Here is a 16,715-nt window from a genome sequence, read left to right as displayed (position 1 = left end):
CAGAGGTCTCGGCATGAGTGCCCTGGTCGCACTCACCTGGCGCACCATGGCCGGCTCCCGGCGCGATGCCGACCTGCTGTTCGCGGCGCTGGCACCGGTGGGCTGCTTTTTGGGGTTCACCCTGGTGTTGGGCAGCCTGATCCATACCGGTCCGATGACCTACCCGCAATATGTCCTTCCGGTGGTGATCGTGCAGGCGATGCTGTTCGGGGCGATGACCACCGCCGACCGTGCCGCACGAGACCGGTTGTCCGGCTTCGGATCTCGGCTTCGGACCCTGCCGGTTCCTGCGGCGGTTCCGCTGGCCGCGCGGATGCTTTATTGCTTGATCCGCTCGGTCATCGCGCTGGCCGCCGCCATCGCCGTCGGGCGGTCGTTCGGCTTCCGGATGGCCGGCGGCCTGGCCGACACGGGTCTGTTCGTGATCATCGTCGTGACGTTCGCGATGGCGGTGTGCCTTGGCGCCGACGCCCTCGGCTCGCGGGTCGGCTCCGTCGAATCGTCGAGCCAATTGCTGCTCCTCCCCCAACTGGTCCTGGTCCTGTTGTCCACCGGCATCGCTCCCGTGGAATCGTTTCCGACGTGGCTCGGCCCGTTCGTCCGCCACCAACCGGTCTCACGGGTCACCGACACGTTGCGCGGACTCGCCTCCGGCCACGCAACGGGCAGGGAGTTGGCGGTGGCGTCGGCGTGGTGCCTCGGGCTGCTGGCGCTGTTCGGCGTTCTGGCGGTGCGGATGCAGCGACGCGTCGGCAGAGGAGGTTTCCGCACACCGCGAATCGTCCGCATTCCGGCTCAGGACGCCGGGCAGACCCGCGTTACGTCTGCCGAACCGCCCCTCCAGGCGGTGACTGCCATTGCAATGCAAGGGATTCCGTGCGCGCCGTCGCTGACGTCCTTCCTCAGCCATAGCGCGTCGGAGGCGGGCCGCCTCCTGCGCCGCTGGCGGCGCGACCCGATCGTCGCGGTGCAAGCGCTGTTGTTCCCGACCTTTCTGCTCATTGTCTACAAGTTGCTGATCGGCAAAGCCGTTCTGGCCGTCACGGGTCACGACAGCCTGTACGGACTGGTCCCCATGTGCGCGGTGGTCGGCGCCGTGTTCGGAACCCTCGGCGCCGGTTTGGCTTTGCCGGCCGAGCGGGAGTCGGGAGTGCTGACGAGGTTGTGGGTGCAGCCGGTTCATCGGGCCAGCACTGTGGCGGGCCGGTTGATCGCCGAGGCCGCCCGAACCACCACGTCGGCCATTGTGCTCACCATCTTCGGGATCGCTCTGGGCCTGCGATTCAACTACGGCTGGATCGCGGCGCCGGCCTTTGTGCTGGTGCCCGTGGCGATTTCGGCCGGGATGGCGACGTTGGTCATCGCGATCGCCGCCCGCGCGGATGGCAAAGCGATGGTGACATGGCTGGGTGCGGGCTGTGTGCTGCTGTTGTTCCTCAACACCGGTGTCGCGCCGGCCGAGGTGTTTCCGGGGTGGCTGCAGCCGGTGGTGCGATTTTCCCCCATATCACCGACGATCGAGGCGATGCGCGCGCTCGCGGAGGGCGGGCCGGTTCTGTCGCCGCTGTCGCAGGCGGGCCTGTGGGCCGCCGTCCTGGTCGCGGTGTTCGCGCCGGCGGCGATGCGGGGATATCGCGCCGCAGCCGAGGCGGGATGCTAGTGACGAGGCTGGCGCTGTTGGACCAGGCCGCTTTCCTGCGGCTGCGCGCCACCGGTCAAGGCAGCACGGTGCAGTGCACGTGGATCTATGACCGCGACGTGAACATCGACGAATTGCGGTCCTTCAGAGACAATCTCGGTGCCGGCCTGCTGGGACGAAGGATCGAGCGCTCGCCGCTGCGGTTCGGGCGTCATCGCTGGGTAGTCGATGCCCGCTCACCGGAGATCGTGTGCGAACCGCGGCAGCCGCGGCGGGAGATCGGCCCCTGGATCGAAAGACGCGCGCGGGTGCGCGTCGACCCCGAGCACGGCCCGACGTTTCACCTCGGCGTGCTGCCGTTGGACGACGGTGGGGCGGCGGTCACCGTGGTGGCGTCACACTGCGTTGTCGACGGACTCGCCATGGCGACGGCCATCACCGAAGCCGTCAAGGGAGAACGACACAATCGTGGCTACCCACAGTCACATTCACGTGGCCGGTGGCGCGCGATACGTGAAGACCTGGCCGGCGCCGTTCTCGCCCTGCCGGCGGCGATCCGCGCGCTGATCGCGACTCTGGCGATATTGGTCAAGGTGTCGTCGGATCGACACGTTCGGCCGCCGGCGCGGCCACCTCGGGTGCACGCCCCAACGGGCCAGGGCCAGAACGCATCCCGATCTGTGACGATACAAACCGACGCTGCGGCGTGGGATGCGCGTGCGCGCAGCCTCAGCGGAAGCAGCAACGCGCTATTCGTCGCGTTCGCCGCTCGCCTGGCGCACCGGATGGGCAGGGTGCTCGACGACGGAAACGCCGTGACGGTGGTGCTTCCGGTCAGCGATCGCAGCATCGATGACGACCGCGCCAACGCGCTGACCTCGATCACGCTCACCGTCGATGGCCGCGCGGTGGCTGACGACCTCGGCGGCGTGCGTGCAGATGTCAAGAGATTGCTGACGTCCCTGGCACAACAACCCAACGAGATGCTCGCCGGATTGCCTCTCATTCCGTTCACGCCGCGGTGGCTGGTCCGGCGCGCCGAAGGCATCGCGATGTCATCCGGTCAACTGCCGGTGGGTTGCTCCAACCTTGGCGGCCTCGATGCCGCCGTCGGCCGCATCGATGGTGCCCAGGCGGCCGAGTTTTCGATGCGGCTGGCCGAGCAGGGGATCACCCAGGCGCGCATCGAACAAGCTCACGGCCAATTGTTCTGCGGCACAGGAACGGTCAACGGCAGCCGATTTCTCACCGTCGTCGCCTACCAGAGCGGCATCGGCGACGCCACGCCGGCCACACGTGAGCTCGTGTGCGGCGCGCTGGCCGACCTGAATCTGTCCGCCACCACCGTCTATTCGGGCCGCATTTGATGGTGGACCTGGGCCTCGAGGCCGATCAACGCGCACGGCACCTCTACGCCGGTATCGCGGTCGCAATCGCGGCCTGGGCGACGGCCGTGCTGTGGTTCGCGATCAAGGTCGTTCCCCTCGACGTGTACTGGATGTCGTATTACACCGCCGACTACACGCACGGCTTCGTCCGCCGCGGGCTCGCCGGTGAGCTGGTTCGGTTGGCCCCACGCCACTACTTCCCGGCCACGCTCAGCCTGCGGTGGCTGTCCACGGCGGTCTATTTGTGCGGTCTGGCCACCGTGGCCGGCGTGGTGGTCTTCACTCGCCGTCCGTCTGAACGCAGGCTGATGGCCGCGATGGTGATCCCGTTGTTGCCGTTCGGCATCCCGTTTGCGGCGTTCTCGGCTCGGCCGGACCTGTTCGGCGGTGCGGCCCTGGCGGTGTTCAGCTCGGCGTTGGTGCTCACACGTTCCCGTACCGTCGCGATCCGATGGTGCGCCACCTACGGCGCCCTCATCGCGGCGTTGACGCTGGTGCACGAGGCGATCGGGCTGCAGTTCGCGGTGGGGGCCGTGCTGGCAATCGTCGTCCTCGGCGGTGCGCTGGAAACCGCCCAGCGCCGTGGCATGCTCCTGGCCGTGTTGCCGGGTGTCCTCACCACGGCCGCCGTGGCGGCGTTCGGTCGCCACGATATCGCGTCTCAATTGTGCGCGGCGGTACCGCATCGCTTGGTGCCCAACCCGTTTGCCACGATCACGTCGCCGGGGACGCTGATGCATTACGTGATCGAGGGACAGCCAAGTCAAACCGATTACCACGACTGGGTGTGCCGCAACGTGATGCCGAACTACGACAACGGAATCGCGGACGCCATCCGAACCGTCGGCCACATCGGCGCGCTCGGCCTCACCGTTTCGTTGATCTTCGGTGCCGGCGCCGCCGCGGTGACGGTGTGGGGCCTCAGCGCACTTTCGGGTGTGCCGCTACGCGCGTTCGTCGACGCGCTGCGCGGCCGACTGGCCTGGGTAACCACCGGCCTGCTGCTGGTGATCCCGGTCTTTCTGACCGGCTTCGACTGGACCCGCTGGCTGACGATCGTGGCGTTCGACGTTGCCATCGTTTTCCTCCTTTTCGCGGCGCACCGGCCAGAGATCGACCAGCAGCCCTCACGAAAAACGGTGCGGTTGTTCATTCTTCTCGTCATCGCGCTCGCGCTGATCCCGGTCGGCGCCGTTCCGGGTTTCGGCGGACCGCGGATGATCTGAACGACATTCGCCTGTTTTCGAGGTGGCAGACGGCCTCGCATCAACCATTCCGACCTTGGCTTTGCTGACCCGACGCGTTGGCTGGTGACGTATCGCGGCTGGTAAAGTGCGTGGCACTGTGAATTTCGGAGTTGGAATGTTTTCACGGTGGTCGCGACCACAATCTCTGTTGGCCATCGTTGCTGCGCTGGCCCTTGTCGCAGCTGTACTTGGCTGCGGGGCTTTGCGAGCCGAAACGGCCGCCAACGCCTCGCCACCGGAGGTGGCGGCCGCCTCAGCCAACCCGCTTTCCAACCCGATGCACCCGGACCACGAATCGGTTCCGGTACGTCGCCTCGGCGTCGGCTCCACCGTCAACGATGACAACGCGTTCAAGAGCGCCGCGTTAAAGCGGAATCGTGGAAGCACTTTCGCCCTTTCCACGCCGCGGCAGTCCGGCTCGTCGACACCGCCCACCCTCGGGATAATCTGGTCGCAGCAGCGCGTCGATACGCCGGTGCGCGCGCTGGCGTCCAGCCCTATGGGGCAAAATCTCTTGATTCAATTCTGCGTCGCTCGTTGCTGATCGGGCACGTCAGCTCATCGGCGTACTACACCATTGCGCGCCCGGGCAGACGCTAGCCGCTATTAGCTCCGGCGCCCTCAGCATCCGCTGATCGGCTTGTCTCGGCTGTTTCAGCGATGCATTTTGGCTATCGCACCCGGCGCTGCCGGGAAACCGGTGTGCCAATTCCACGGAAATTACGAGGTCAAACCTAGGTCCGCCGGGCGTGCAGGTTCACCGAGCCGCTTCGCGTGATCCGTTGGGGACCTGAGCTTTTCATCACCATTCGACCGCAGACCAGATGTCGGGTGCGACCCGCCGCGGCATGGTCCGCCAGAACTCAACAAGGGACAGGGATAGGCATGGATTTTGGCGCGTTACCACCAGAGATCAACTCTGGTCGGATGTACTTGGGGCCCGGCCCCGCGACCTTGCTGGGCGCCGCGGCGGGATGGGAGACGCTGGCCGCCGAGCTGACTGACGCCGCCGGCAGCTACCAAAGCGTGATCGCCAGCCTCACCGACGAGTCCTGGTCGGGGCCGGCGTCGATGTCGATGGCGGCCGCGATCATGCCCTACATCGCGTGGATGACGGCGACCGCCGAGCAATGCCAGCAGGCTGCCACGCAGGCCACGGCCGCCGCGGCAGCCTTCGAGACCGCGTTCGCGATGACGGTTCCCCCTCCGCTGGTCGCGGCCAACCGCGTTCGGCTCCTGGCGTTGATCCAGACCAACATCTTCGGGCAGAACACGCCGGCGATCATGGCCACCGAGGCCGAGTACAGCGAGATGTGGGCGCAAGACGCAACCGCGATGTACGGCTACGCCGCCAGTTCGGCGTCGGCCTCGGCGCTTTCGCCCGTGGCGGCGCCGCCGCCGCAAACAGCCACCCCGACCGCCGTCGCCGGCCACCTCGGCGCCGTCACCCACGCGGCGCTCCAGTCCGGCAGCACCGCACACGCAACGGCGACGCAGTGGGCCTCCTCGGTGCCGCAGACCCTGCAAGGCCTTTCGACACCCGGTTCGCCCTCGAGCCCCGGGCTGTCACAGGCGGCAATGGGCACAGGGGCCTCGCTGGGGTCTTCGGGGGCCACCGCCCCGCTCAGCGCGCTGTCGGGTCTGACCAATGCGTCCGGCAAGGGTGCGACAAAGAGCGCGAGCACGGGTGCGGGCGCCGCGACGGGACTGGCCTCGACGCTCGCCGCCGCACCTGCACTGGACGGTGGGACGGGCGCGCTGGCCGGAGAGGCGGCCGGGTTCGGCGCCGACGGCGCCGGCCTGATCGCCGACACCGGCGGCATCGGCATCGACCTCTACGGCCTCGATCTTGATTACCAGGGGCTCGGCCTGGACTACCAGGGATTGGCGCTGGACTACGCGGGCGCCGACTCCATTTTGGGGGCCGAGGGCGCCGGCGGCGTGGGGGGCATCAGCGGCTTGGGTGCCGCAGCGGGTTTGGGAAACCTACCGCCGGTCGCAGGACTGGGCCATGGAATTGCGGCGGGCGTCGGCCAAGCCAGCTCACTCAGCACCTTGTCCGTGCCGCCGAGTTGGGCCGCCACCGTTTCGTCGGTCACGCCGCTGCAGGCCCTGCATTCCAGCACCATGCCGGGCGGATGGGCCGCGGCGCCGACCCCCGGCCCGACCGTGTCCAAGCTGCCCTTGGGCGGCATGGTCGGGCGCGAATCCGAGGGCGCGGTTCAGCGCGTCGGCCTGCGCGTCTCGCTCATTCCGCATTCGCCGGTGGCCGGGTGATGCGCCGACTCCGACCGCAGGCCGTATGGGAGGAGGCGCAAGCCCCTCGACTCCGAATAAAACCGCAATGGCCACACCCGAACCGCACCGGTCTACGCACAGGCTGCCGAGCCGAAAGTCGCTGGCGTTCATGACAAAAGCTTTGACATGCGCTACCGCCATCGTGGCCTTGTTGGCATCCACGCCGGCGCCGGCCGGCGCCGATCCGAATCCGGGCGACGGCAACCCCGGTCCCTTCGGCAGCCTCAGCTGCACCTGCGCGCAGACCGCTCCGGCCGGCAGCCCTGGCCAGAGGAGGCAGCTCATCGGAGGAATACAGCGGGGCCTTGCCGTCGGGCAACGGGAGCCAAACCTCGCTTCGTCGCCGGCAAAGCCACCGACTTGACCACTGCCTCCTATCAGGCCGACCTCCCCGATCTGCAAACCGACGTAGAGGAGCATGTGATGTCCGACCGGGTGTTATCCGCCGAACTCATGCGGCAGCACCGCGAAATAGGCGCTGCGATCGGATGTTTCATCGAAAAGCTCGATGGCGGCGACCGGCAACCCGAGCTGCTGAGGGCGACAATGGATGCGCTGCGTCGGCACATCTACCTGGAGGAGATTTTCTTGTTCCCGCCGATTCGGAAGGCCGGGATCATGATGCCTGTCTTCGTGAAGATGCGGGAACACGGTCAGCTGTGGCGGACGATGGAGACGTTGACGCGGCTGCTTGCCGACCGAACGGGCGGTCCGCGCCTCGAGAACACATGCAACCACCTGCTCAGCCAGCTTCACGAGCACGACTTCAGTGAGGAGCCGGTCGTTTATCTGCACGCCGATTACGATTTGCCGGCGCCAACGAGTGCCCAGCTGACCCGGTTCGTCGTGACGGGCCGCATACCCGATGGGTGGGTTTGCCAGCAGGCCGGCACCAAACGCGCGCGGTGATCAGCTATCTGAGGTTGCCCGCCCCCTTCGGCACGCCCTGATCATCTCGGACCTTCCATCCCGCCGATCGGGACTGACCACAACGGGTCATCCGGTCCCCGGGCCAATGGCGTGATGGAGCTCATAGTGAATTTCTACAATCGCCATTGTGTAATTACCCGGACACGTATCCCGCCTTCATCCAGCCCGAGGAGCGCACCGGCACATGGCAATCCGATCAGCACCGTCACAAACCGCAACGCGAGCACCCGCTACGTCGTTGATCGGCAAGGGCTGGGCTCAGGGTGTGGCCCTCGTGATGATCTTCGGGTTCTTGGTGATGGGAATCCTCGTGTACCGGACCTACACCGCCTCAATGCCGTTGCCGGCCAACGTGGTTAGTGAGTCGGGCGAGGTTCTGTTCACCGGCGCTCAGATCACCCGCGGCCAAGAGCTTTATCAGGCGCGCGGCCTGATGCAGTACGGCTCGGTGCTCGGGCACGGCGCCTACCTCGGACCCGATTACACCGCGGAATATCTGCGCATGTCCACCAACGATGTGGCCGCGCAATGGCGGGCGCAGGGAGCGGCCGACGCAAAGGAGCGGGTGGTGGCCGAGTTTCGCACCAACCGTTACAAGGCCGACAGCAAGACGTTGGTGTTCACCGATAAGCAGGCGGTCGCGTTCGATCACATCCAGCAGCATTACGCGGAATATTTTGGCGAGAACTCCACCAAGTACGGATTACTGCCGCGGATGATCACCAGCAAGGCCGACATCCGTGATCTCACAGCGTTTTTCGCGTGGACAGCGTGGGCGTCCGCAGCCGAGCGGCCCGGCCACAGCTACAGTTACACCAACAACTGGCCGGCTGAACCGCGGGTCGACAATGGGCCCACCGCATCGATCGTGGTGTGGTCGGTGCTGTCTTTGGTCACCCTGCTGGGCGGGACCGGAATCATGTTCGCCGTGTACGGCCGGTGGAGCCAAAAGATCGGGTGGCACAGCGCCGAGGCGCCCACATTGTCGTTCCGTCAACCCGGCGAGGTGGGACTGACCGCCTCGCAGCGCGCCGCGATCTGGATCTTCGCGGTGGTCTCGGTGCTGTTTTTGGCGCAAACCCTGATGGGTGGCGCCGTCGAGCACTACCGCGCCGACCTGTCGGCGTTTTACGGGCTGGACCTGGCCAAGCTGTTGCCCTTCAACCTCGCCCGCACCTGGCATGTGCAGTTGTCCTTGTTTTGGACCGCGGCCGCGTTTTTGGCAGGCGGGATCTTCCTGGTGCCCTTCATCAGCCGACGGGAACCGCGGCGGCAGAGTTGGCTGGTGTACGCCCTGCTCGGCGCGCTGGTCGTGGTGGTGGGCGGCTCCCTGATTTGCGAGGCCCTCTCGATCTATGGGGTGATCCCCGCGGGTGGTCTGTTCTCCCAGCAATGGGAATTTCTCGACCTGCCGCGGCTGTGGCAGATCCTGCTGACCGCCGGCCTGTTCCTGTGGATTGCGATCATCTGGCGCGGCATCCGCGGCAAGCTCAAAGGCACGTCGAAGATGAACCTGCCATGGATGTTTTTCTTCACCGGGCTGGCGATCCCCGCCTTCTACGCCGTGGGCCTGTTGGCCGGCCACGACACCCACTACTCAGTCGCCGACTTCTGGCGGTTCTGGGTGGTCCACCTGTGGGTGGAGGACTTCCTCGAGTTGTTCACCACCGTGATGGTCGCCTACATCTTCGTCCTGCTCGGAGTGGTACGCGAGCGCATCGCACTAGGAGTGATCTTCCTCGACATCATCCTGTACTCCGCCGGCGGCGTCATCGGCACGATGCACCACTTGTATTTCTCCGGCACCCCCGTCGAACACATGGCGCTGGGCGCGTTCTTCTCGGCCGCCGAAGTGATCCCGCTGACCTTCCTGACCGTCGAGGCGTGGGCTTTCCTTCAGCTCGGGTCTCGCCAACAAAGCCACGAAACACCGTTCCCGCACCGCTGGGCGGTCATGTTCCTGGTGGCGGTCGGGTTCTGGAACTTCTTGGGAGCAGGCATCTTCGGGTTCCTGATCAACCTGCCCATCGTGTCCTACTACCAGATCGGCACCGCGCTGACCGCCAATCATGCCCACGGAGCGATGATGGGCGTTTACGGCATGCTCGCCGTCGGGCTGGCGATGTTCGCCTTCCGGTACGCGATCCCCTCCGCCAAGTGGCCGGAAAAGTGGGCACGATTGTCCTTCTGGTGCATGAACATCGGGCTGGCATGGATGGTGTTCGCCACCCTGCTGCCGCTGGGGGTGTTGCAGCTGTACCACTCCGTGAGCACGGGATACTTCGAGGCGCGTTCGCTGGGCTACCTCACCCGACCCGGCAACTCGCTGATCGAATGGCTGCGGCTGCCCGGTGATTTCGTCTTCATCCTCGGCGGTGTCGTCCCGTTCGTCTGGATCGCGTGGACAGCGATACGCAACGTCCGGCGCGCGCCGGCCAGCGACGAACTGCTCGAACACCCGCTCTACACCGAACTCCACCCGGTTCCCGCTGCGTCGCAGAAAGGTTGACAATGGCATCCCCTACCGCCGCGGCATGGCTGGTTGCCGGGTATGCACTGGCACTGGTGGCCGCCGCCTGGGGTGTCGACATGATGGCGCGGGGCGTGTCGCGGCGCGCTGCGCAGTGGCGTAGCGGCCAATTCCGTTACCACGCCGACCATGACGCGTGGGTGTGCCCCGAGGATCACTGGCTGTGGCCGAGTTCTTTCGATCCGAAGCACCGGGTGATGCGTTATCGGGCAAAGCCGAGCGTGTGCAACAGCTGCCCGGTCAAATCGACCTGTACGACCTCAGAGCACGGTCGCGAGATCAGCCGCGAGATCGACCCCTGGCCGCATTCCGAAGCCGGGCGTTTCCACCGCGGTATCGCCTGCTGCGTGGCCACTTTGGGGGTGGTGATGCCGCTCGTCATGCTCGCCCGGCTGCACTCGCCCGCCGACCTGCTGGTACTGATCGGCGTCATAGCCGTCGTGCTGGCCGCGGGGCTGCCGCTGGCCGGTCATTTGCGGCGAACCCCGTCCAACCCTCCCGAACACCTGCCGCACCGCACCGGCATGGAAGACCAGGTGGCAATCGCGGTCGACCGCTACTCGACCCGATGGGGCGCAAACCGATCGGAGAAGGACACCGCACCGTGATCACGCTGCTGCTTGTCGTCGGGGGGACGGTAGCGGTGCTGCTGGTTGTGCTGGCACTCGCCTCGCTGGCTGTGGTGCGCGAGTACGAGCGCGGTGTGGTGTTCCGGATGGGCCATGCCCGCCCGCTGTACCAGCCGGGGCTGCGGTGCTTGATTCCGCTGATAGACAAGATGATTCGGGTCGACCAGCGGGTGGTGACGTTGACCATCCCACCCCAGGAAGTGATCACCCGCGACAACGTGCCGGCCCGGGTCAACGCGGTGGTGATGTTCCAGGTGGTCGATCCGCTCAAAGCGATCCTCGCCGTGGAGAACTACGCCGTGGCCACTTCTCAGATCGCCCAGACCACATTGCGTTCGCTGCTGGGCCGCGCCGACCTGGATACCTTGCTGGCCCATCGTGAGGATCTCAACAGCGATCTTCGGACCATCATCGAGGCGCAGACCCGGACCTGGGGTATCGAGGTCCGGGTGGTGGAAATCAAGGATGTCGAGATCCCCGAATCCATGCAGCGGGCGATGGCACGCGAGGCCGAAGCCGAACGCGAACGCCGCGCCAAAGTCATCAACGCCCGCGGGGAATTACAGGCATCCGACGAGCTGCGCCAGGCCGCCGAGACCCTGTCGAAGAACCCCGCATCGCTTCAACTGCGGTATCTGCAAACCCTTTTGGAGTTGGGCGCCGACCAAAACTCGACCGTGGTGTTCCCCCTGCCCGTCGACATCCTCACACCATTCCTGCAGGGCTCGCTCATGCCCCGGTCACCGGAACCCAATCCGCCTGTGCCCGAACCACCGTCATAAACCACACCGGGCATCGCCCAGCGGTTGTCATATCTCGACGCGGATCGCCCGTTCCGGACAGCTCGCCGCGCCCTCGATGGCCTTCTCCAGCAGGCTGGCGTCGACGTGGGGCTTGACGACGACACAGTAGCCATCGGCATCGGGCTGGTAGATCTCCGGCGCATGCGAGTAGCAGACACCCCATCCCATACAGCGATTCCGGTTGACGACCACCCTTACCAACTCGCTTTCGTCCACCTCGGGCGCGGCGAAGCGGACGCGCACGTCATCCTGTGTGGCCGGGGTGAGTCCCTGCTTGGTAATGAGGTTGACCGCGCGGTCCACCAGCTGGGCATTGGTGGCGGTCCGCGATATCGATGGGCAATCCCCGATGCCCACCCGGACACCGAGCCCACGATTGAGTGCATGCTCCCAAAGCTCTTGGCGCCGTTCGGCGGAGCTCATCGCGTACGGCACGACGACGACCTCGTGATCGATCCACTTCGGGATGCGCGAGACCAGGAAGTCGAGGACGTCGGGGTCGGGATCGTTATGCGACACCCAACGGTCGGAAAAGAACAAGTTGATCTTCAGCGGCTGCCGCAAGATCCCGATGCGGGCGGCCAGTATCACCCAGCGTAAGTCGACGGCGTTGAACACCGCGATGCTGGGCACCAGGCCCAGCTTGGTGAACCGATCGAGTTCGGGTGGGTATGACGGATGTGAGCCGTTCGGTTCGTCGGAATCGGTTGCCTTGAATTGGTTCTCGTCCTCCAGCCACAGGACGCTCTTGATGTGTTGAGAAGGGGTGAACGGCGCGAGCAGCAACCCGGCACCGGCCGGAGGGCGCTCGGCCAGCGCCCAGATGTGGTCGAGGCTACCGGCGTAGCCCGGGTAGGCCAGTGGGTCGACGTCGCGCGCCGCGGTAGCCAAGACGGTGCGGCAGACCTCGTCGTCGGCAAAGGTCTGCCGACCGTCGTCATCGCGGGCATGAAATTGGACGGCTGTGGCCCCCTGCGCAATGCACTCGACCACGTTGCGGGCGGTCTCTTCGGCGCCGTAGGGCACATTCGGGTTTTCGTCCTTACTGGCGTCTTCGTTGACCCCGACTTCGAGGTACACCTTGCCGTCGTCGCGAAAACTCATTGCGTTGCTGCCCTTTCTTCGCGGAGGTCCATCGCCGGCCGGTGGCTGAGAGCGGCCCGCGCGGTCCATGCCCGCCCTACGTTTCTACAATCGATATTGTGAAAAGTCTAGACGTCGTCGCGCGCGTTGACCAGAACGGGTCGACAGCCACACCAGACGCGACGTAATGGCTTGCGCCCGTGGCCGACGACCGCCGCGGGCGGCATTTCCGCTCTGCGGCCGCGCTCAGGTAGTTGCTCGTGGCCCGGGGGCAGGATAGGAAGAACATCTACCTCTCGTTTCTGACCATCGTTGGAGCCGGCGCATGATCACATTGGACCGCCTGGTGAACGTCCTGGGTGGCTACGGCGTCCGACTGCGTTGGTCGTCGGTGCCACGGTCGACGGAGCTGCGCAGCGTGGTCGTCCACGAGCCGCCCACCGAACGCGCGGTGGTGGGTGACGTATTGCTGGCCATAGGCGCCGGCTCGCTCGACGAAGCGGTGCGCTGGGCCGCGTCGGCGCGCGCGGTCGTGGTGGTGCTGCGCGACGGTGAGACACCGGTGACGTTCGACAGCAACACCGGCGTCGGCGCGGTGATGGTCATCGATGAGACGATGTCCTGGAGCGCGGTCGCAGCGGTGGTCTACGGCCTGGTCCTGGAGGGCCGCGAAACTGAATCTGGGCGCGGCCCAACCGATCTGTTCGCGCTGGCCGACAGTTTGGCAGACGGGATCGGCAGCGCAGTCGTCATCCACGATCGGCTTCTGCGGGTGCTCGCGTACTCGAGGCTGCAGCAGCATGCCGATCCGGCCCGGGTCGAGACCATCCTCGGGCGGCAGACGCCGGAACCGCTGCGCGCGCTGTTCGAGGCGCGGGGAGTACTCGCACACCTGGCCGTCTCCGACGAGCCGCTGTTTGTCGCAAAGGCCCCTGAACAGGGCTTCACCGGCCGCATGGTGGTCGCGGTGCGATCCGGCGCAGAACTGGTCGGGTCGGTGTGGGTGGCGTGCCCGGCACCGCTGGACGACGCGTCGCGCAGTGCCCTGGCCGACGGCGCGCACACGGTGGCCCTGCACCTGCTGCGGTCACGCGCCAGCGCGGACCTGGAGCGCCAGGTCGAATCCGAGCTGGTGATCCGGTTGCTGGAAAGCGCCGCCGATGCTTCGACGGTGGCGAGCAGGCTGGGCCTGGCGCACAACGGTTTGCGCGTGATCGCGGTGCAGGCGTTCGTCGGAGCCGACCGCGATGCCGCGTTGCTCTTGGCATTCGAGCGCGCGACCACCGGGTTCGGCTGGTCACGGCCCGGGCGCAGCGCATTGGCGGGCAATATCGTTTACACCGTGCTTCCCGGCGAGGACGCGCCGACGGCGCGGCGCTGGGTGGCCGCTTTGCAAGCGGCCCTGCCCGAGCAGGTGACGGTGATCGCCGGAGTCAGTGGCGTGGCCGAGGTGGCAGATCTCGCCGCCGCACGCCAGGAGGCCGACGAATGCCTGGCGCTGCACGAGATGGCGCCCACCGCCGCGCCGCCGGCCTACGACGAGTCATGGGACGACATCCTGCTGCAGCGGCTGCGTGCCGCGGCACGCTCAGGGCGCACACCGACCCGCGGGCCGGTGGCCGAACTGCGCCGTCATGACTGCGCCCACGGCACCGACTACGTGCTGACGCTGCGGGCGTGGCTGGAGGCTCAGGGCGACCCGACCGAGGCCGGCGAACGTCTGGGCGTGCACGAGAACACCGTGCGTTACCGGCTGCGCAAAATGGCCGAGATCACCACCCTGTCGCTGGACGACGCCAGAAAGCGGTTGGCGATGATGATCGAACTCGCGGCCACCGACACCGACTGACCGCCGGCGCTGTCGGAATCCAACAAAGCGCCGTGCCGTCGTTGTCTTGCTGCGGCAAACCTCGCGGCGACCAACAGCGCCATCATGAGGTTGTCCAGCTATGGCCAGGTTCGAATGGCGGCGTGTTTCGGGCCGCCGTGTGCCTCGAATCGGGGCCAACCCGTCGATAGGAAGCATCCGATGAGCACCCAACGTCCCGAGCATCTGCGACCCGCAGGCGACCCGGACGACGACGCCGCCATGGAAAGCTTCACCCTGCCACTGCCGCGGAAGCTGTCCTCGCGGCTGTTCGGCCGCAACCCGCTGATACGCACCAGCGACCGGGTGGAGGCGCTGCTGTTGGTGTTGGCCGTCGCGGTCGCGCTGGTGGCGGTTCCTATCGGGGCTGCCGTGGGCACCGCCGTCCACGAATCCAGCAGTCGCGTTCACGCCGAGCAGGCGCAGGCTCGCCGGCAGGTGACCGCAACCTCCATCGGGGACAGCCACCCGCGCAGGGATCTCGAAAGCCCAACGGTGACCGTGCCTGCCCGATGGTCGGTCGACGGGACCCATCACACCGGCGACGTCGTCGCCCCGCTGAACGTGAAGACCGGTGACGACATTGAAATTTGGGTCGACGACAAGGGTGCACCGGTGCGCCCGCCGGTGCGGACCGCCGTCGACGCGGGCGTGGCGTTCGCGGTGGCGACCTGGTCGGTCATGAGTTTGTTGGCCGCAGGCTTATTCGGCGCCGCCCGTGTCGCCCTCGACCGGTCCCGCTACGCCAGATGGCAACGGGACTTCGACAACCTCGTCGGGCATCGGTGAGATAACGGCTACAGCCCCAACTTGTTTCACAGACCCCCGTAGGCGAGTCCTGCGGGGGTCTGCCTTTTCCGGCGCGGACGCTCTCACCGGTCCCGAAGCGGCCTTCGGTCAGACCGCCGCAGCAAAGGCATTGTCGGTTCGGAACAACGGCCCACACCCGCGTTGTCGGTTTCCGGCAAACACGGCGGCACCCGGACACACCACCATGGAGATCACCAATCAGAAAGATCAACTGCGGAGGTGCGCGATGGGTGGCGTCGAACCTATTGACGGCGGGCCCAGATCGGTGATTGTGGTGGGCGCCGGCATCGTCGGATTGTCCACGGCATGGTTCCTACAGGAACGCGGAGTCGACGTCACGGTGGTCGACCGCACGGGCGTTGCGGCGGGTGCGTCATGGGGCAACGCAGGATGGATCGCTCCGGGACTGACCCTTCCGTTCCACTCTTCCGGTGTGCTGCGCGACGACCTGCAGGCATTTAACGATCCGGCCGCGCCGGCGTACATGCCGTCGTCCCTGAGGGCCGCCGTGGCGCTCAACGAGGACTGCATCGAAGCCTTCGATGTGCTCCTCGCCCACGGGGTCGATGCACCCGTAACCGACGCGCCGATCACCGCGTTGTTCCGTGGCACCAGCGAAGCGGAGCGCATGCTGGAAATGCTGCGGGAGCTCGAAAACGCCGGCCAGCCAATGTATGTCACGGCATTATCCGGCGAGGCGTTGCGCGAGCAGGTGCCCCTGGCCGCGCCGGACGTCACCGCCGGGCTGAACATCAACGGCCAGCGCTTCATCGACCCTGGCCGATTCGTCGAAGCCCTGGGCCGCTCGGTGACGGCCCGCGGGGCGGCAATGCTCAGGCTGGAAATCGACGATGTTCGCGGCTCGGGCGGCGGCGTCGAGGTGCACCCGCGCCGCGGCAACCCGCTGACCGCCGACGCCGCGGTGATCGCCACCGGCGACCGGTTGTCCCGCTTGGCCGGCCGCTGGCTGCGCGTCCCGGTCCAGGCCCAACACGGCTACTCGTTCACGGTGCCGGTGCAACGCCCGATGTTGGGGCCGATCTACCTGCCGGACATTCGGGTGGCGTGCACGCCGTACAAGGGCGCGCTGCGTATTTCGGGCGCCCTTGCGGCCCGCCGCTGCGACGAACCACACCCGCGCAAACGCGTGGAGGCCATCGCCGCTGCGGCCGGTCCCCTGCTGGACGGGGTGGATTGGGCCGCGCGCAGCAACCTCTGGATGGGTGGCTGTGCGGTCACCCCCGATGGCCGCCCCTTGATCGGTGAGCTGACGCAGGGCGTCTACGTGGCCGGCGGGCACGGCATGTGGGGCTTGGTGCACGGCCCGGTCACCGGCCGGCTGTTGGCCGAACAGATCACCGTCGGCACGCAGCCCCAGGCTCTGACCGAGTTCGATCCGCGGCACCGGACCCTCGACAACGCCATCCGATAACCCCGAAACGGTGAAGTCCCCCGAGGGCTTCGCGTCGTCGGGAACAGCCTCCCCGTAAT

At 66.7% G+C, this 16,715-nt stretch carries 13 protein-coding genes; 12 read left to right on the top strand and 1 reads right to left on the bottom strand.

Going from position 1 to position 16,715, the window contains the following annotated elements:
* Positions 1 to 13: 13 nt before the first annotated feature.
* The 9 genes from A5775_RS01425 to A5775_RS01390 all read left to right on the top strand — a co-directional run bounded on the left by A5775_RS01425 (position 14) and on the right by A5775_RS01390 (position 11,443).
* Positions 14 to 1,660 carry an ABC transporter permease gene (locus A5775_RS01425; RefSeq protein ID WP_067246196.1) on the top strand — a complete coding sequence of 549 codons (1,647 nt, stop codon included), beginning with the start codon at positions 14 to 16 and terminating at the stop codon, positions 1,658 to 1,660.
* Positions 1,660 to 3,006 carry a hypothetical protein gene (locus A5775_RS01420; RefSeq protein WP_067246192.1) on the top strand — a complete coding sequence of 449 codons (1,347 nt, stop codon included), beginning with the start codon at positions 1,660 to 1,662 and terminating at the stop codon, positions 3,004 to 3,006. Before A5775_RS01425 ends, A5775_RS01420 begins: the two co-directional genes overlap by 1 nt.
* Positions 3,006 to 4,253 carry a hypothetical protein gene (locus tag A5775_RS01415; protein WP_067246189.1) on the top strand — a complete coding sequence of 416 codons (1,248 nt, stop codon included), beginning with the start codon at positions 3,006 to 3,008 and terminating at the stop codon, positions 4,251 to 4,253. The genes A5775_RS01420 and A5775_RS01415 overlap by 1 nt, the downstream gene beginning before the upstream one ends.
* Positions 4,254 to 4,422: 169 nt before the next feature.
* Entirely contained in the window at positions 4,423 to 4,818 is a 396-nt protein-coding gene (locus A5775_RS24530; protein WP_231995090.1) for a hypothetical protein, read from the top strand.
* A gap of 341 nt (positions 4,819 to 5,159) precedes the next feature.
* Positions 5,160 to 6,551, top strand: a complete 1,392-nt coding sequence (locus tag A5775_RS01410) for a PPE family protein (RefSeq protein ID WP_067246185.1) — start codon at positions 5,160 to 5,162, stop codon at positions 6,549 to 6,551.
* A 444-nt stretch (positions 6,552 to 6,995) separates the two neighbouring features.
* Positions 6,996 to 7,481, top strand: a complete 486-nt coding sequence (locus tag A5775_RS01405) for a hemerythrin domain-containing protein (RefSeq protein ID WP_067246357.1) — start codon at positions 6,996 to 6,998, stop codon at positions 7,479 to 7,481.
* Positions 7,482 to 7,686: 205 nt separating this feature from the next.
* The gene (locus A5775_RS01400) at positions 7,687 to 10,011 is read left to right on the top strand and encodes a nitric-oxide reductase large subunit (RefSeq protein WP_067246182.1); all 2,325 of its coding nucleotides are present in this window, start codon (positions 7,687 to 7,689) and stop codon (positions 10,009 to 10,011) included.
* A gap of 2 nt (positions 10,012 to 10,013) precedes the next feature.
* Complete coding sequence (locus A5775_RS01395) at positions 10,014 to 10,640, top strand: hypothetical protein (protein ID WP_067246179.1); 627 nt, start codon at positions 10,014 to 10,016, stop codon at positions 10,638 to 10,640.
* Positions 10,637 to 11,443, top strand: a complete 807-nt coding sequence (locus tag A5775_RS01390; protein ID WP_067246355.1) for a slipin family protein — start codon at positions 10,637 to 10,639, stop codon at positions 11,441 to 11,443. The genes A5775_RS01395 and A5775_RS01390 overlap by 4 nt, the downstream gene beginning before the upstream one ends.
* A gap of 27 nt (positions 11,444 to 11,470) precedes the next feature.
* On the opposite strand, the gene A5775_RS01385 is transcribed toward A5775_RS01390, so the two are convergent.
* Positions 11,471 to 12,568: a 3-keto-5-aminohexanoate cleavage protein gene (locus A5775_RS01385; RefSeq protein ID WP_067246175.1), complete on the bottom strand. Its 1,098-nt coding sequence runs from the start codon at positions 12,566 to 12,568 to the stop codon at positions 11,471 to 11,473.
* A gap of 304 nt (positions 12,569 to 12,872) precedes the next feature.
* Here A5775_RS01385 and A5775_RS01380 point away from each other — a divergent pair, with 304 nt between their 5' ends.
* The 3 genes from A5775_RS01380 (at position 12,873) to A5775_RS01370 (ending at position 16,656) form a co-directional block, all read left to right on the top strand.
* Positions 12,873 to 14,396: a CdaR family transcriptional regulator gene (locus A5775_RS01380; RefSeq protein ID WP_067246172.1), complete on the top strand. Its 1,524-nt coding sequence runs from the start codon at positions 12,873 to 12,875 to the stop codon at positions 14,394 to 14,396.
* A gap of 180 nt (positions 14,397 to 14,576) precedes the next feature.
* The gene (locus A5775_RS01375) at positions 14,577 to 15,203 is read left to right on the top strand and encodes a hypothetical protein (RefSeq protein ID WP_082952833.1); all 627 of its coding nucleotides are present in this window, start codon (positions 14,577 to 14,579) and stop codon (positions 15,201 to 15,203) included.
* Positions 15,204 to 15,450: 247 nt separating this feature from the next.
* Positions 15,451 to 16,656 carry an FAD-binding oxidoreductase gene (locus A5775_RS01370; protein WP_067246349.1) on the top strand — a complete coding sequence of 402 codons (1,206 nt, stop codon included), beginning with the start codon at positions 15,451 to 15,453 and terminating at the stop codon, positions 16,654 to 16,656.
* The last annotated feature ends 59 nt before the right edge of the window (positions 16,657 to 16,715 follow it).

Origin of the sequence: Mycobacterium sp. 852002-10029_SCH5224772 (assembly GCF_001667315.1) — a bacterium.
Lineage (GTDB): Bacteria > Actinomycetota > Actinomycetes > Mycobacteriales > Mycobacteriaceae > Mycobacterium.
The sequence above is the reverse complement of the archived record's forward strand: the minus strand, read 5'-3'. Positions and strand labels throughout refer to the sequence as shown.